Consider the following 16,474-nt stretch of genomic DNA (forward strand, 5'->3'; position numbering starts at 1 on the left):
GCACCGGGCCGTCGACACACGTGAACGGGCGTGACCGAGTGCGACCGAAAACTAACGCCGTGGATCGAGGAGAAAAGCTGTGAGCACCGAGAACGAGGGCGCCGCGGTACCCCCGGCCCCGTCCGCACCCCCCGTGCCGGTGGACGCTCCCGCTGCTCCGGAGCCGACCCCCGACGGCGCCCCGACGGCCCAGCTGCCGCCGGTACCTCCGACGTCACCGGCGGAGCAGCAACCGACCGAGGCGGGGCAGCCGTACGCCGCCCCCCAGCCCCCGTCGGCCCCGGACGCCTCCTGGCCGCCCCCCGCGCCGGCCAACCGCGCGTACGCCGCCACCCCCGTCTACGCCGCGACGGGCGGGGACGCGAACGGCGGCGCCGGTTCGGGCACGGTCTGGGGCGCGGCGTACCAACAGCCGACGCCCGCCCCCGCCCCCTCGTCGACCGGCCGCAAGCGCGGCGGCCTGCTCGCAGCGGTCCTGATCGCCGCGCTGGTCGCGGGCGGCATCGGCGGCGGAATCGGCTACACCCTGGCCAAGGACGACGAGAGCTCCTCCACCACCGTCTCCGCCTCCGACACCGGCGGCGACATCAAGCGCGACGCGGGCACCATCGCGGGCGTGGCCCAGCAGGCGCTGCCGAGCACGGTCACGATCGAGGCGGAGAGCAGCAGCGGCGAGGGCGGCACCGGCACCGGGTTCGTCTTCGACACCGAGGGCCACATCGTCACCAACAACCACGTGGTCGCCGAGGCGGTCGAGGGCGGCAAGGTGAGCGCGACCTTCCCGAACGGCAAGAAGTACGACGCCGAGGTGGTCGGCCATGCCCAGGGCTACGACGTGGCGGTCATCAAGCTCAAGAACGCCCCGTCGGGCCTGAAGCCGCTGACCCTCGGCAACTCCGACAAGGTGGCGGTGGGCGACTCGACGATCGCGATCGGCGCGCCCTTCGGTCTGTCGAACACCGTGACGACGGGCATCATCAGCGCGAAGAACCGCCCGGTGGCGTCGAGCGACGGCACGGGTTCGAACGCCTCGTACATGAGCGCGCTACAGACCGACGCCTCGATCAACCCGGGCAACTCGGGAGGCCCCCTCCTGGACGCGCAGGGCAACGTGATCGGCATCAACTCCGCGATCCAGTCCGCCGGGAACGGCCTGGGCGGCACCAGCCAGTCCGGCTCCATCGGCCTGGGCTTCGCCATCCCGATCAACCAGGCCAAGTACGTCGCCCAGCAGCTGATCAAGACCGGCAAGCCGGTGTACGCCAAGATCGGCGCCTCGGTCTCCCTGGAGGAGGGCACGGGCGGCGCGAAGATCACCGAGCAGGGCGCGAGCGGCTCGGACCCGGTGGAATCGGGCGGCCCGGCGGCGAAGGCAGGCCTGAAGCCGGGAGACGTCATCACGAAACTCGACGACCGAGTGATCGACTCGGGCCCCACCCTGATCGGCGAAATCTGGACCCACCAGCCCGGCGACAAGGTGGAGATCACCTACGAACGAGACGGCCAGACCCACACCGTCCAACTGACCCTCGGCTCCCGAGTGGGCGACAGCTGACCACCCCCACCCGTTACTCTTGTCCCCGCGCCGGGATCAACGACGGCGCGGGGAGGCGTGCCCGAGCGGCCTAAGGGAACGGTCTTGAAAACCGTCGTGGCAGCGATGTCACCGTGGGTTCAAATCCCACCGCCTCCGCAGGTGAACGGCCCCTGACCTGGCACTTGGTCGGGGGCCGTTCGCATGCTCGCCCGAACTCGCAGAGCGCGAGCACCACAATGTCCGTGGTCTTCCGGATCAGAGAGCGTCGATCTGCCAAGCGATCACGCCGGTTGATCCCTCGGCTCCGTTCACGTTGATCCGAACCAGTTCGTCCCCGGTGATCCGCTGCTGCACAACTGATTCATCGCAAGGAACTGATGCCGCTGTGCCTGCCTGCGTTGGCACGAACCGCACTTGCGCACTGCCGCTGCCGGCGCAGACCAGGTTGAGCCGGTAGGTCTTGCCCTTGCTCAGCCCGGGTTCGGTGTGGATGCCGTCGCTCACACGTTCCACTCCGGCTTCGACCAACGTCCCGCTGCGGACTGCGGCAATAGCCGCCTGAGCCCGCTCGGTCAGGTCCTTTTCCGATGGCTCCGATGGCTCCGGTGTCGTTCGGGTCGGGCTCGGCGCAGGCGACGACGGCCGGGGGGCGGTGGTGTCCTCACCGCTGTCGGATGTCGTGCACGACGTGAGCAGAAACGCCGACATCACCACAGCACATCCGGCGAGCCGGGACCCTCTCGGGAGCGAACGGATCATGGTTTGAGTTTCCCAGGTGACCGACAGCAATGGAGCCGCTCCTATGGGAGCCATGCCGCCTCCGACTGGCCGAAGAGCTCGGAGGGTGAGGCGAGCAGTACGGTGCGAAGTGCTGTGTCCATCCATCCGGGATCGATGGTTACGCCCATGGTGCGTTCCATGAGCGCGAAGGATTCGGCGCACAGGGTCTCCATGTGGAAGGCGACTCCCTCTGCCCAGCTGGGGACCTCCGGTTCTGGCTCCATCCAGGCGGCGTCCTCGAGTTCGAAGGGGTCGAACATGCCGTCCACGTGGCCATCGACGGCGTGCATGACCTGGTACCTGGCGTTAACGCTCCGATAGACGCTGAAGAACTCGCCTCCGTCAGCGGACGTTCGTCTGGCGATCTCCGGGATGCTGCCGTGGTAGCCGCACTCCATGGTGATGACACGTCGGTCGACGGTGAGGACACGAAGCAGTTCGTAGTCCTTGTAGATGTGGGCTGCTTGCTCGTCGGAGGCCTCGGCAAACGTCATCAGGCGCGACGCTTCCGGATCGCCACCGAAAGCTCGGATCACCTCGTTCTCCGTCTTTCCTGCGATCACGGAGAAGGTGTATGCATCGAGCTCGTCGGCATCGGCCCGCGCATATCGGGCGACGAGGTCTTCCCAGCTCACCGCGTCGCCGCACTTCTGGCCCCGAGGCACGTCAGGAGTCATGGTGTCGCACCCTACAGAGCTGTGCGGCGGAGCATTTCCACCACGGGCACCGCCTGCGCCGCGTGGGCGCACAGTCGTACCGGTCCTGTGGAGGACTCGCACTCGATCACCAGCGCGTCGGCCGAGACCCACAGCATCTCGCGGAGTGTCGGGCGGCGGGCCTGGACGTAGTGCAGGTCCGGCGGGAGTTCGCGCAGCCGTGTCCAGGACCAGCGGGGTTCCCAGTGGAACCGGCCCCCGGATCGCACCCGGCCCGGGCTGTAACGGCGGCCCTCGTTCGGACGATTGGCGCTGACCTGGAAGAAGACCGCTTCCCCCGCCGCGGCCCGTGTGGCTGTCCGTCGGGCTCGGCGTGCCACGATCAGTGTTCCGATCATCATGCCGACCAAGGCACAGGCACCCGTAATCATCCGCGAAGTAAAACAGGCGGCCAACTGATCGGCTAGGGGCAGGAAGTTCCCCCACACGGTCAAGGTTGCACGCTCCGTTGCCGATTCACCCTGCATGGCCAACCAACGCCAGGCTGTCGTGATCGTGCACGGGATGGGTGAGCAGCGCCCCTTGGATGCCCTCACGAAGTTCATTCGGGCGGGACTGCCGCCCGTGAGCCCGGGGACCTGGAAGTTCTACTCCAAGCGGGACGTCGCGTCCGAGTCGTTCGAGTCCCGTCGGTTCCTCGCGCCCGCCGACGGTGACCGTCCGCAGACGGAGTTCTTCGAGTACCACTGGGCGCATCTGATGCAGGGGAACCGGATGTCGGACATGCTGCCGACGTTCCTCAAGCTGATCCGCCGCCTGCCGCCGAAGGGGCTCGGGTTCGCCTGGCTCGCCAGCTGGGTCCTCCTGTTGCTGGCGGGCTGGGGAATCCTCGTCCTCGACATTCCCTTCGACGGGGAGAAGTCCGCCGTCGAGAACCTCCTCAACATCGCCTTCACCGTGCTGGGGACCGGCACCTTCGGTGTGGTGCTGCTCTTTCTCGCCACCCGGTTCGGGCCTTCGTTCATCACGAACAGCTTTGTTGACGTCGTTCGCTATCTCGACACCTCGCCCCGGTCGTACGCCGTGCGGCGGGACATCCGCGAGGGGATGGTCGAGCTGTTGCGGCGGCTTCATCAGGCGGAGATCGGCGGCGGGCCCCGGTATCAGCGGGTGATCGTCGTCGCTCACAGTCTGGGCGCCTACATCGCTTACGACGGAATCACCACTCTCTGGGGCATGACCAGGAATGCCCTCGCCCCGGGCTCGCAGTCGCTCGCGACGCTCGAAGCGGCGGCCGACGCGATGCCGGGGCGGGAGGAGGACCGGACCCCTACCCCCGGCGAGACGACCCGCTACCGCGAGGCGCAGTGGGGGCTGTGGAGCGATCTTCGGGCCCAGGGAAACCAGTGGCGGATCACCGACTTCATCAGCTGCGGCACGCCCATGTGCTTCGCCGAGCGGCTCTACACGAAGAACAAGCGTGACTTCGAGGCGCGGGTCGCCCGGCGTGAGCTCGTCACCTGCCCGCCCCTTCCGCAGGCGGAGCTCGGGGCCGGTGACACGCCGTTCTCCTTCAGCTGGAACGGCATGGCCGTGCTCAACGACTGGTCGCCCTTCGCCGTCGTGCGCTGGACGAATCTGTACTTCCCGTTCATCCCCTCGTTCTGCGGATTCCTGGGCGACTGGTTCGGCGGGCCCCTGGGGCGGCTCTTCGGCAGCGGAGTCCATGACGTCCCGGTGCGAGGGAACAAGCCCTGGCGGCTCATCCCCGGCTGGGCGCACTCCTGCTACTTCAACTTCCCGGACACCCGCGGCGACGACTCCGTCACCAGACACCTCGCCGACGCCCTCGACCTCACCGCGAAGCTCCCCGACTAGGGCCTGTCGTTTGGATCAGTCCGGCGTTGCGGGCCCTGGCACGCACTCCCCCCAGAGGGGGGACCCCCAGCCGCGTTGTCGTCGGTTGCCGACGCTCCGCGTCGCCGCCCTCCTCCGCCTTGCAGCTGCACGCACCAGAGCCCGCTCGGGTCGGCCGGCCTGCGCTGTTTCTCGTAGCCGGCCTGATCCAAACGACAGGCCCTAGAGCTCGACGTCCTCCGCCAGCTGCTCCCACGCGAGTTCCCGCAACGGGTGGTTCTCGACGGAGCCCGACGGGGTCTCCGGGGTCGGCTGGAACCAGGCCACCGTGAGGCGCGAGATGTGCAGGACCGGGTCCAGGGACGGGTCTACGGCGGTGGAACGGAAGTAGCCGATGCAGGCCACCTTCGGGATCACCTCCACCGGGCCGAAGGGGCCGAGCGGGCCGGTGTCGTCGTCGGGGTACTCGCGCTCGGGCGGGATCAGATGCACCGGTGCGGAGGGGAACGCCGTTTCGGCTGAGCGCAACAGGCCCGTGATCTTCATCTTGTTCACCAGTGCGCACGGGTAGCCCTCCAGCATTCCTCCGTACGTGGAGGAGAGCTGGAGTTCCATGAGGTCTACCGGGCGGCCGGAGGGGAGGACTATGCGGCTCAGGGACATGGTCGGCACCCTAAGGAACTTCCCCGGGGCGGAGCTTGTGAATTTCAGGGGTGGTGGCCTGTCATGCGGGCTGCCGAGGCGATCGTCGCCCTCGCCTCTCGCTCGCTCAGGCCCGTGTTGAGCGCCGCCTCGACCAGGGGGTCCACCAGCGCGGGGCCGATGCCGTCCTCGTAGGCCCGGCAAGCCGCCCAGAACAGGCGGGTGTTGCGCTGGCCCTCGTGCGCGGCGAGGACGAACTGGACCAGGCCCCGGCCGTGGTCGCCCACGGACGCCGGCACCGGACTCTGGGGCGCGACGCGCGGGGGTGGGAGCAGCAGGCGGAGCAGAGAGGGCGGGCAGGCCGCGGGGGCCAGGTGTGCGGTGCCCGGGGCCGTGCTGTACACGCCGTGGTCCGTGCGGGAGCCGGGGCCGACGAGGTAGCCGCCGGCGCCCCGGATGTCGATGCCGGGGGCCAGGCGGCCGGCCGAGTTGGGGACGACCACGTCCGGCGGGCCGCTGAGCCAGAGGTGGCGTCCGCCGCTCGGAGTCAGGACGACCACCGTTTCGGGGATCGTGAACAGGTGGCGCAGCGCCAGTTCGCGCAGGGCCGCCGAGGAGTCCGTACCGGATTTGGTGTCGAGGTCGATGCCGATCAGGTGGTGGGGCGGGAGGCCGCACGCGATTCCGTAGCCCGTGGCCCAAGGGGCCGCCGCGAAGAGGTCCCGGATGCGGGCCGGGTCCGTCGAGGCGTCGTACACGCCATGTCCGTAGCGGCCGCATTCGCCGCGGCAGGGGATCGGGTCCACGGGGGTGTCGCGAAGAGGGGCGTCGCGATGAGGGGTGTCTCGGTGGGGCGAGCGCAGGGCCGGGAGTTTTGTCCGGGACAGGGGGATGACGGCCAGTCCGCGTTCGGCGGCTGACAGGGCGTGTGCGAGGGCCAGCGTCGTGGCCTGCCGGTCGTGCCGGTCGGTGGTGGCCATGCATCCATGTTCGTACGTATGTTCGAGAAAGGGAAGAGGGGGCCGGTGCGACTCGCCCGGCGGGAGCGGGTTGGCCGGAAATTCACCGGAACGCTTCACCTCTTGCGGCACTTGGGCCGCACTGCCCTTACCGCCCCGACCTGGGCGTTTCCGTCACGCAAAGGGGTTTATCGACTTGTCATCACGCTTGAGGGCGAATCGCGGCTTCCGGGGTGGTTCGCCGGGGATTCGGTGGGCAACTCTGGATTCGCGACGTCGTGCACAGTGCCGGGGCGGTCGGCCAACTGCCCTGGTGGAAGCCGTAGTTCATGTGCTTGGGGAGCCGTGCTTCACGGGCTTCACGTACTTCACGTTCTGGAGGAACAACATGGCAAGCATCCGTACCGCCCGCGTCATCGCCGCCGTCTCCGCACTTCCGCTCGCCGCCGCCCTCTTCAGCGGTGTCGCGATGGCGGGCAACGGCGCCATCGCGGACGACGGATCGAGCGCGGCCGTCACGAATGCCTGGCAGGGCATCATCGGCAGCGGGGTGGGCGGCAACAACAACGGCAACTCGTCCACGACCCAGCAGCAGGCGATCGGCTCCGGTGCCTCGAACCAGAGCAACACCGCCCAGGTCGACGGTTCCGCGTTCACGGCCATCAACCAGGGGAACGACAACGTGGCCGTCAACTTCACCCCGCTGTGGTGGTGAGCTGAGGGCCGGTGACCGGCACCGGCCCTGATCGGTCTCTCGTGCGGTGTGCTTTGGGGTGTACGCGTCTGCGCGGCGGTGCCACGGCATCGCCGCGCAGGCGTTTTCTCAGTCCCGCCGCCATCTTGACTCCCCATCACATCTGACGGACAGTCAGAAATCCTGAGAAGGGAGGCAGTCGTGCACCGCGACGAAGACCTGACCGAGCAGCTCAAGGCCTTCGAAGGCCGCGCCGCCGCCACCGAGGGCACCGCCAAGGACCCCGTCAACCTGCCCATGATCCGGCACTGGTGCGAGGCCCTCGGCGACACCAACCCCGCCTACACCGGCCCCGACGCCATCGCCCCGCCCACCATGCTCCAGGCGTGGACGATGGGCGGCCTCTCCGGCCACACCGGACGCTCCGCGGCGTACGACGAACTGCTCGGCCTCCTCGACGCGGCGGGCTGTGCCTCCGTCGTCGCCACCGACTGCGAGCAGGAGTACCTCCGCCCCCTGCGCCCCGGCGACGAGATCACCTTCGACACCGTCATCGAGTCCGTCTCCGACCGGAAGACCACCAAGCTCGGCACCGGCCACTTCGTCACCACCCGCACCGACCTCCGCGTCGGCCCCGACCTCGTCGGCACCCACCGCTTCCGCATCCTCAAGTACGCCCCCACCCCGAAGCCCGACAGACCCCGACGCCCCCGCCCCGTCGTCAACCGCGACAACGCGGGCTTCTGGGAGGGCGTCGGCCGCCATGAACTCCTCATCCAGCGCTGTAGCGACTGCGCCGCCCTCCGGCACCCCTGGCTGCCCGGGTGCGGCGCCTGCGGCTCCCTGGACTGGGACACCGTGACCGCGAGCGGCGAGGGGACGGTGTACTCGTACGTCGTCATGCACCACCCGCCCTTCCCGGCCTTCGATCCCCCCTACGCCGTAGCCCTGATCGAGCTGGCCGAGGGCGTGCGGATGCTCGGGAACATCGTCGGGGTCGACTGCGACAAGGTGCGGATCGGGCTGCCCGTGCGGGTCGAATTCCACGCGTACGACGATGAGTTGACCCTTCCCGTGTGGAGGGCGGAGGCATGAGGACCGGAGACGAGCTCGCCCCGCTCACCGTCCCGATCACCCGCACCCTGATCGTCGCCGGGGCCGTCGCCTCGCGCGACTACCAGGACGTCCACCACGACCCGGAACTCGCCCGCGAGAAGGGCTCCCCGGACATCTTCATGAACATCCTCACCACCAACGGCCTCGTCGGCCGCTACCTCACCGACCGTCTCGGGCCCACGGCCGTGCTCCGCAAGCTGTCCATCCGCCTCGGCGCCCCCAATTACCCCGGCGACACCATGGTGCTGACCGGCCGGATCGAAGCGCTCGACGGCGATACGGCGACCGTGCGCGTCGTCGGCACCAACGCCATCGGCGCGCACGTCACCGGCACCGCCACCCTCACCCTGGGAGGAGAGCGATGAACCGCCGTACGGCGATCGCCGGCATCGGGGCCACCGAGTTCTCCAAGGACTCCGGGCGCAGCGAACTGCGGCTGGCCGTGGAGGCGGTGCGGGCGGCGCTGGACGACGCGGGGCTGACGCCCGCCGACGTGGACGGCATGGTCACCTTCACCATGGACACCAGCCCGGAGATCACCGTCGCCCAGGCGGCCGGGATCGGCGAGCTGAGCTTCTTCTCCCGCGTCCACTACGGCGGCGGCGCCGCCTGTGCGACCGTCCAGCAGGCCGCGCTGGCTGTCGCGGCCGGGACGGCCGAGGTCGTGGTCTGCTACCGCGCCTTCAACGAGCGTTCGGGCCGCCGCTTCGGCTCGGGGGTGCAGCAGCGGGAGCCGTCCGCGGAGGGCGCCGCGCTCGGCTGGGTGCTGCCGTTCGGCCTGCTCACCCCGGCGTCCTGGGTGGCGATGGCGGCCCAGCGCTACCTCCACACCTACGGGCTGACCCCGGAGGCGGCCTTCGGACCCGTCGCCGTCACGGCCCGCCGGCACGCGGCGACCAACCCGGCCGCCTGGTTCCACGGCCGTCCCATCACCCTCGCCGATCACGCCGCCTCCCGCTGGATCGCCGAACCGCTGCGGCTGCTGGACTGCTGCCAGGAGACGGACGGCGGCCAGGCGATCGTCGTCACGTCCCTGAACCGGGCCCGCGATCTGCCCGGCCCGCCCGCGGTGATCGCGGCGGCCGCCCAGGGCGCCGGACGCGGCCAGGAGCAGATGACCGGCTTCCACACCGGCGACCTCACCGGCCTGCCCGAGTCGGCGGTCGTGGCCCGGCAACTGTGGCGGACGAGCGGACTCGGGCCCGCCGACATCGACGTGGGCATCCTCTACGACCACTTCACCCCGTTCGTGCTCATGCAACTGGAGGAGTACGGCTTCTGCGGGCGGGGCGAGGCGGCGGAGTTCGTGGCGGCGGACCGGCTGCCCCTGAACACCCACGGCGGGCAGCTCGGCGAGGCGTACCTCCATGGGATGAACGGCATCGCCGAGGGCGTACGCCAGATCCGTGGAACCGCCGTCAACCAGGTGTCCGGCGCGGCGAGCGCGCTGGTCACGGCGGGGACGGGGGTGCCGACATCAGGACTGGTCCTGACTGCCGACGGATGACCCGCAGGGCTGCGGCCGTATGACCCGCAGGGGTAAACCCGCAGTACGCCCCGGGCCGCCGTCCACCCTCAGGAGGTGGAGCCACCCCCACCCCTACAACCTGAGGCGGACTCGGCTTCGGGACCTCCGGCCGATGAGTGACAGTGGTGCCCGCTCCTAGCGTGGAGCCATGACCACACCCGTCTGCACCAGCGCTTCGAAGGCCGCGGCACCCAGGGCGCACGCACCGCACGCATCCAGGGCGCAGACCCTTCCGTACCCGTCGTTCTCGTCGTACGTGAGGGCCCGCCAGCCGGTGCTGCTGCGTACCGCCAGGTCGCTGACCTCGAACCCGTGCGACGCGGAGGATCTGCTCCAGACCGCGCTCACCAAGACCTATGTGGCCTGGGAGCGCATCGAGGACCATCGCGCGCTCGACGGGTATGTGCGCCGGGCGCTGGTGAACACCCGCACCTCGCAGTGGCGCAAACGCAAGGTCGACGAGTTCGCGACCGACGAACTGCCCGAGCCCGAGCCCTGCCCGAGCGGATCCGACCCGGCCGAGCAGCAGGCGCTGCGCGACGCGATGTGGCGGGCGATCATGAAACTGCCGGCCCGCCAGCGGGCGATGGTCGTCCTCAGGTACTACGAGGACCTCAGCGAGGCGCAGACGGCCGAGGTGCTCGGCGTCTCCATCGGCACCGTGAAGTCGGCGGTGTCCCGGGCGCTCGGCAAGCTGCGCGAGGACCCGGAGCTGGCTCCGGCCCGGTAGCGGCTGCCGCGGTTCAGCACAACGTGACCTGATCGATCGCCCTCCCCTAGTGACATACCGCGCGGTATGCGCGCAGAATCTGCGCAACCGTTACCACCGCGTAGGCAATGCCGCCCCGGGAGGACCGCCGTGCTGAGCACCATGCAGGACGTACCGCTGTTGATCTCCAGGATCCTGACCCACGGGTCCACCATCCACGGCACCTCACAGGTGACCACCTGGACCGGCGAGGCGGAACCGGACCGCCGCTCCTTCGCCGAGATCGGCGCCCGCGCGGCCCAGCTGGCGCACGCGCTGCGGGACGACCTGGGCGTGGCGGCCGACGAGCGCGTCGCGACCCTGATGTGGAACAACGCCGAGCACGTCGAGGCCTACTTCGCGATCCCCTCCATGGGCGCGGTCCTGCACACCCTCAACCTCCGGCTGCCCCCCGAGCAGCTCGCCTGGATCGTCAACCACGCCGCCGACCGCGTCGTCATCGCCAACGGCTCCCTGCTGCCGCTGCTGGCCCCGCTGCTCCCGCACCTCAAGACGGTCGAGCACGTGGTCGTCTCCGGCCCCGGCGACCGCGGCCTGCTGGCCGCCGCGGACGTGCGTGTGCACGAGTACGAGGACCTGATCGAGGGCAAGCCGATCGCGTACGACTGGCCCGAGCTGGACGAGCGCTCCGCCGCCGCCATGTGCTACACCTCCGGCACCACCGGCGACCCCAAGGGCGTCGTCTACAGCCACCGCTCCATCTACCTGCACTCCATGCAGGTCAACATGACCCAGTCGATGGGCCTGACCGACCAGGACACCTCCCTGGTCGTGGTCCCGCAGTTCCACGTCAACGCCTGGGGCCTGCCGCACGCCACCTTCATGACCGGCGTCAACATGCTGATGCCGGACCGCTTCCTCCAGCCCGCGCCGCTGGCCGAGATGATCGAGCGCGAGAAGCCGACCCACGCCGCCGCGGTCCCGACCATCTGGCAGGGCCTGCTCGGCGAGCTGACCGCCAACCCCCGCGAGGTCTCCTCGCTCGGCCAGGTCACCATCGGCGGCTCGGCCTGTCCGCCCTCCCTGATGCAGGCCTTCGACCGGCTCGGCATGCGGGTCTGCCACGCCTGGGGCATGACGGAGACCTCCCCGCTCGGCACGATCGCCCGTCCCCCGGCCCACGCGGTCGGCACCGACGCGGAGTTCGGCTACCGCCTGACCCAGGGCCGCTTCCCCGCCTCGGTGGAGGCCCGCCTCTCCGGCCCCGGCGGCGAGCGCCTGCCCTGGGACGGCGAGTCGGCGGGCGAGCTGGAGGTCCGCGGCCCGTGGATCGCCGGCGCCTACTACAACGGCCCCGACGGCGAACCCCTGCGCCCCGACGACAAGTTCAGCGAGGACGGCTGGCTGAAGACCGGCGACGTCGGCACCATCAGCCCGGACGGCTTCCTGACCCTCACCGACCGGGCCAAGGACGTCATCAAGTCCGGCGGCGAGTGGATCTCCTCGGTGGAGCTGGAGAACGCCCTGATGTCCCACCCGGAGGTCGCCGAGGCCGCCGTCGTCGCCGTCCCCGACGACAAGTGGGGCGAGCGCCCGCTGGCCACGGTGGTCCTGAAGGAGGGCGCCACGGCCGACTTCGCCGCCCTGCGCACCTTCCTCGCCGACCAGGCGGGCATCGCCAAGTGGCAGCTCCCGGAGCGCTGGACGGTCATCGAGGCGGTCCCGAAGACCAGCGTCGGCAAGTTCGACAAGAAGGTGCTGCGCAGGCAGTACGCGGAGGGCGGGCTGGACGTCACCCGGATCTGACCCGCGCGGAAGGGCCCCCGGCATCGGCCGGGGGCCCTTCCCTTGTGCTCGGTAGTTGGTGCCGATTGTGCTCGGCTAGTTGGTGCCGATCCGCGACAGCAGATCCACGATCCGGCTCTGCACCTCGCCGCTCGTCGAGCGCTCCGCGAGGAACAGCACCGTCTCGCCCGACGCGAGGCGCGGCAGATCGGCCTGGTCGACGGCGGCCGTGTACACGACCAACGGGGTGCGGTTGAGCCGGCCGTTCGCGCGCAGCCAGTCGATGATCCCGGCCTGCCGGCGGTGCACCTGCATCAGGTCCATCACCACCAGGTTCGGCCGGAACTGCCCCGCCAGCGTCACCGCGTCGGTGTCGCTCGCGGCCCGCGCCACCTGCATCCCACGCCGCTCCAGCGTCGCGGTCAGCGCCAGCGCGATCTCCGCGTGCTCCTCGATCAGCAGCACCCGCGGCGGATGCTGCTCACTGTCCCGGGGCGCCAGCGCCTTCAGCAGTACGGCGGGGTCGGCGCCGTAGGCCGCCTCCCGCGAGGCCTGTCCGAGCCCCGCCGTCACCATCACCGGCACCTCGGCGGCCACCGCGGCCTGCCGCAGCGACTGGAGCGCGGTACGGGTGATCGGGCCGGTCAGCGGGTCCACGAACAGCGCCGCCGGGAACGCGGCGATCTGCGCGTCGACCTCCTCGCGCGAGTGCACGATGACGGGCCGGTAGCCACGGTCGCTGAGCGCCTGCTGGGTGGTCACATCCGGCGCGGGCCACACCAGTAGCCGCCGCGGGTTGTCCAGCGGCTCCGGTGGCAGCTCGTCGTCCATCGGCTGCGGCCGCGGGGCGTCCGACACCTCGACCGCCCCGCCCGGACCGTCCAACGGCTCCGGACCCTCGGCGGCGTTCTCGTCGGGCGCGCCTATGGCGTACGACCGTCCCGTGCCCTCGGTGGCCTGCGCGAGCCGGGCCTGCCCGGCGAGGGACGGCTGGGGCTGAGGCTGGGGTTGCGGCTGTCCGGCGAGGGACGGCTGCGGCTGCTCGGCTTGCGGATGGGGCCGCGCCGACTGCTCCGGCTGCGCGGCGCCCGCCGGATCCGGGCGCGTGCCCAGCTTGCGGCGCTTGCCCCCACTGGTCGTCTGGTGCGGGGGCGGCGTCGCCGACTGCTGCTGCACCTGCACCGCCTGCCGGGTGAACGGCACGCCCTGTCCGAGCGTCCGCACACTGATCGCCCGCCCCTGCGTGGAGTTCGGATCCACGGGCGCGGCGGCCTCGGCGGGCAGCGGCTGAGCGACCCGGGGTGCGGCGGACTCGGGGGGCAGCGGAGTACCGGTAGCGGGGGTGCCCTGCGCGACCTGCGCGGGCACGGCCGTGCCCGCGCCGGGGGTGCCGTCGTCCGCGGTCGGCCACTGCTGGGGAGCGGCGGCCTCGGCGGGGAGGGGGGCGGCCACGGGGGCCTGCGCCTGCTGGGCGGCTGCCGCCTCCTGCTCCGGCTGCCCCTGCGCGGGCGGGGCGACGGCCCGCCGCCGACGCCCGGTCGGCGCGCTCGTCGGATGCGGCTGCGGAGGGGTGTGGTCGTCGGCGTGGTCGTGCGGTACGGCGTCATGCCGCCCGTCGTCGGTGACGGGAACCTGCGCGACGGGAACCTCCGCGGCGGGGGCCGGAACCTGGGCGGGCACCTGGCCGACGCTCATCGCCACCGGAGCCTGCGTCTCCGCGCGGTCCGCCTCGGCCGGCGGCAGCGCGAACACCGTACGCGGACCCGCCTCCTGCGCGGCCGCCCGCTCATTGGCGGCCGCCAGCGCACGGCGGCGCCGCCCCGTCGGCTGACCGTCCTCGTCCGAGCCGGAGCCCGCGCCCGGAGCCGTCTGGGCCGTCGGGGCCAACTGAGCCATCTGAGCCGGAACCGGCCCCGGCGCCCCGGCCGCGGGCAGCGCCGGAGGCAGCGCGTGCTGCTCGCCTGAGTCCCGTCGGGCCCGCCGTCCGCCCGGCGCCGGGACGCCCTGCGGCGGCACGGTACCGCCCAGACCGGTCCCCACGGCCGCGGTGCCCGCGGCATGCTCGCCGGCCATCACGACGGCACCCTCGGCCACCCCGTCACCGGCGTTCGCCGGCGCGAGCTCGGCACCGGGGTTCACCACGGCGACCTCCGCACCGGCGACCTCCGCCGGACGCCCGCGCCGCCGCCCCGTACCGCTCGGCAGCTCGCCCGAGGCCGGAGCCAGGGCCGGGGCCTGAGCCTGGGCCGGAACCGGTGCCGGTGCCGGTGCCGCGGTTTCCGCACTGTCCGAACTCTCCGCCGCGCGCCGCCGGCGCCGCCCGGTGGGCGCGGACTCGCTCGGGGCCTCGCCCTCGCCGGACTTCGCGGCGACCTCGCTCTCCAGGAAGGCGTCCACGGAGGACCGCCGGGCCCGCCGCCGCCCGCCGCCACCGGTCGTCGGCTGCTCGGCGGGGGCCGATGCCCGGTCCGCGGCCACGACGATCTCGGCGGCGGGAACCGCCCCGGCGCCACCGCCGATCGGCACCTCCAGCACGAACGCGCTGCCGCTCATCCCCGGCACCTCGTGCGTCTGGAGCACACCGCCGTGGGCGCGCACGATCCCGCGCACGATCGGCTCGTGCACCGGGTCGCCCCCGGCGTACGGCCCGCGCACCTCGATGCGTACGACCTCGCCGCGCTGCGCCGCCGCCACGACGACCGTGTTGTCCAGGTAGCCGCCCGCCGAGACGGGCGTGTTGCCGGTCGCGTCGACGCCCGCGACATCGGCGACCAGATGCGCCAGCGCGGTCGCCAGCAGCCGGGTGTCGACCTCGGCCTCGATGGGCGGCGCGTGCACGGCGAACTGCACCCGACCGGGACCGATCAGCTCGACGGCCCCGTCGACACCGGCCGCGACGACCGCGTCCAGCATCACTTTCGTCCGGGTGATCTGCTCGCCGCCCGTGTCCAGCCGCTGATAGCCGAGGACGTTGTCGATGAGCGTGGTGATCCGGGAGTAGCCGGCCGAGAGGTGATGCAGCACCTGGTTGGCCTCGGGCCACAGCTGACCGGCGTCGTCAGCGGCCAGCGCGGCGAGCTCGCGGCGGAGTTCGTCCAGGGGGCCGCGCAGGGACGTCCCGAGCAGCGTCAGCAGCTGCTCGTGCCGCCCGGCGAGGGCCTCGAACCGGTCCTTCTCCCGCTCGCCGAGCGCGGCGTACCGCTCCTCGTTCGCGGCGAGTTCCTCCGCGTGCCGCTCCTGGAGCTCCTCGACCTCGCCCACATGCTTCTGACGCAGCGCGGTCAGCTCGGAGGCGTGCTCCTCGGAGAGCCGCTCCAGTTCGTCCTCGTGCCGCTTGTCGGCGGCGGCCTTCTCCTCGGCGAGGGCGTCGTAGGGCCGCCGGTCGGTGAAGGTCATCACGGCGCCGACGAGCTGGTCGCCGTCGCGCACCGGCGCGGTGGTCAGGTCGACCGGCACCTGATCGCCGCTCTTGGCGAACAGCACCTGCCCGCGCACCCGGTGCTTGCGCCCGGAGCGCAGGGTGTCGGCGAGCGGGGACTCCTCGTACGGGAAGGGCGTGCCGTCGGGCCGGGAATGCAGGACGAGGTCGTGCAGCTCACGCCCGCCGAGGTCGCTGGCCCGGTAGCCCAGTATCTGAGCGGCGGCCGGATTGACGAGCACGATCCGCCCGTCCGTATCGGTCCCCACGACGCCCTCGGCGGCGGCCCGCAGGATCATCTCGGTCTGCCGCTGCGAACGGGCCAGCTCGGCCTCGGTGTCGATGGTCCCGGAGAGGTCGCGCACGACGAGCATCAGCAGCTCGTCGCTGGCGTAGCCGTAACCGTCGTAGGCCTGCTGGCCGTTCTCCAGATTCGCGGAGGTGACCTCGACCGGGAACTCGCTGCCGTCGGTCCGCCGCGCCATCATCCGGGTCGGCTTGGTCCGCCCCGCGGGATCCATGTGGTCGGGACGCCGCATGGATCCCGGGATCAGCTTGGAGTCGAACTGCGGCAGCAGATCGAGCAGCCCGCGCCCCACCAGAGCCGTCCCGGGGGCCTCGAAGGCCTCCAGCGCGATGGTGTTGGCGTTGACGACGGTCCCATTGGCGTTGACCAGCACCAACGCATCGGGAAGCGCGTCCAGTATGGCTGCGAGGCGAGCAGCGCCTCGGGATGGCCTGCTGCTCACGAGACGCTTCCCTCCTGTTACCGCACCTTGCCGACCGCTCGGGC

The 16,474-nt window shown here is 71.3% G+C and carries 14 protein-coding genes and 1 tRNA gene; 9 read left to right on the plus strand and 6 right to left on the minus strand.

Features of this window, described 5'->3' with window-relative positions:
- The first annotated feature begins 79 nt into the window (after window positions 1-79).
- The gene (locus tag BN159_RS22750; protein WP_015659352.1) at window positions 80-1,555 is read left to right on the plus strand and encodes a S1C family serine protease; all 1,476 of its coding nucleotides are present in this window, start codon (window positions 80-82) and stop codon (window positions 1,553-1,555) included.
- 51 nt (window positions 1,556-1,606) lie between these two features.
- Window positions 1,607-1,693 (plus strand) — tRNA-Ser (locus tag BN159_RS22755).
- Between the two features lie 99 nt (window positions 1,694-1,792).
- Here the strand turns inward: BN159_RS22755 and BN159_RS47135 are convergent.
- The 3 genes from BN159_RS47135 to BN159_RS22770 all read right to left on the minus strand — a co-directional run bounded on the left by BN159_RS47135 (window position 1,793) and on the right by BN159_RS22770 (window position 3,374).
- A complete protein-coding gene (locus tag BN159_RS47135; protein ID WP_231905640.1) occupies window positions 1,793-2,245 on the minus strand; it encodes a hypothetical protein in 453 nt (150 codons plus the stop codon).
- A 92-nt stretch (window positions 2,246-2,337) separates the two neighbouring features.
- Entirely contained in the window at window positions 2,338-2,994 is a 657-nt protein-coding gene (locus BN159_RS22765) for a DUF6461 domain-containing protein (protein WP_015659354.1), read from the minus strand.
- An 11-nt stretch (window positions 2,995-3,005) separates the two neighbouring features.
- Window positions 3,006-3,374, minus strand: coding sequence for a hypothetical protein (locus BN159_RS22770; RefSeq protein ID WP_231905641.1), 369 nt, complete (start codon window positions 3,372-3,374; stop codon window positions 3,006-3,008).
- Between the two features lie 124 nt (window positions 3,375-3,498).
- Between BN159_RS22770 and BN159_RS42920 the strand changes: the two genes are divergently transcribed.
- Complete coding sequence (locus BN159_RS42920; protein WP_015659356.1) at window positions 3,499-4,851, plus strand: hypothetical protein; 1,353 nt, start codon at window positions 3,499-3,501, stop codon at window positions 4,849-4,851.
- A gap of 201 nt (window positions 4,852-5,052) precedes the next feature.
- Here the strand turns inward: BN159_RS42920 and BN159_RS22780 are convergent, their stop codons facing one another.
- Together BN159_RS22780 and BN159_RS22785 are read right to left on the minus strand one after the other, a co-directional pair.
- Window positions 5,053-5,493, minus strand: coding sequence for a hypothetical protein (locus BN159_RS22780; RefSeq protein ID WP_015659357.1), 441 nt, complete (start codon window positions 5,491-5,493; stop codon window positions 5,053-5,055).
- A gap of 44 nt (window positions 5,494-5,537) precedes the next feature.
- Complete coding sequence (locus BN159_RS22785) at window positions 5,538-6,452, minus strand: bifunctional DNA primase/polymerase (protein WP_015659358.1); 915 nt, start codon at window positions 6,450-6,452, stop codon at window positions 5,538-5,540.
- 367 nt (window positions 6,453-6,819) lie between these two features.
- Here BN159_RS22785 and BN159_RS22790 point away from each other — a divergent pair, with 367 nt between their 5' ends.
- The 6 genes from BN159_RS22790 to BN159_RS22815 all read left to right on the plus strand — a co-directional run bounded on the left by BN159_RS22790 (window position 6,820) and on the right by BN159_RS22815 (window position 12,284).
- On the plus strand, window positions 6,820-7,146 hold the full coding sequence (locus tag BN159_RS22790; RefSeq protein ID WP_015659359.1) for a hypothetical protein: 327 nt from the start codon (window positions 6,820-6,822) through the stop codon (window positions 7,144-7,146).
- 180 nt (window positions 7,147-7,326) lie between these two features.
- Entirely contained in the window at window positions 7,327-8,220 is an 894-nt protein-coding gene (locus BN159_RS22795) for a bifunctional MaoC family dehydratase N-terminal/OB-fold nucleic acid binding domain-containing protein (protein ID WP_015659360.1), read from the plus strand.
- Entirely contained in the window at window positions 8,217-8,606 is a 390-nt protein-coding gene (locus BN159_RS22800; RefSeq protein ID WP_015659361.1) for a MaoC family dehydratase, read from the plus strand. The genes BN159_RS22795 and BN159_RS22800 overlap by 4 nt, the downstream gene beginning before the upstream one ends.
- Complete coding sequence (locus tag BN159_RS22805) at window positions 8,603-9,748, plus strand: lipid-transfer protein (RefSeq protein WP_015659362.1); 1,146 nt, start codon at window positions 8,603-8,605, stop codon at window positions 9,746-9,748. Before BN159_RS22800 ends, BN159_RS22805 begins: the two co-directional genes overlap by 4 nt.
- A 169-nt stretch (window positions 9,749-9,917) precedes the next feature.
- Window positions 9,918-10,499 carry a SigE family RNA polymerase sigma factor gene (locus tag BN159_RS22810; protein ID WP_041819672.1) on the plus strand — a complete coding sequence of 194 codons (582 nt, stop codon included), beginning with the start codon at window positions 9,918-9,920 and terminating at the stop codon, window positions 10,497-10,499.
- 129 nt (window positions 10,500-10,628) lie between these two features.
- Window positions 10,629-12,284, plus strand: a complete 1,656-nt coding sequence (locus BN159_RS22815) for a long-chain fatty acid--CoA ligase (protein WP_015659364.1) — start codon at window positions 10,629-10,631, stop codon at window positions 12,282-12,284.
- 75 nt (window positions 12,285-12,359) lie between these two features.
- Here BN159_RS22815 and BN159_RS22820 read toward each other — a convergent pair whose 3' ends face one another.
- A complete protein-coding gene (locus BN159_RS22820) occupies window positions 12,360-16,430 on the minus strand; it encodes a hybrid sensor histidine kinase/response regulator (protein WP_015659365.1) in 4,071 nt (1,356 codons plus the stop codon).
- Between the last annotated feature and the right edge of the window lie 44 nt (window positions 16,431-16,474).

Source organism: Streptomyces davaonensis JCM 4913 (assembly GCF_000349325.1).
Lineage (GTDB): Bacteria > Actinomycetota > Actinomycetes > Streptomycetales > Streptomycetaceae > Streptomyces > Streptomyces davaonensis.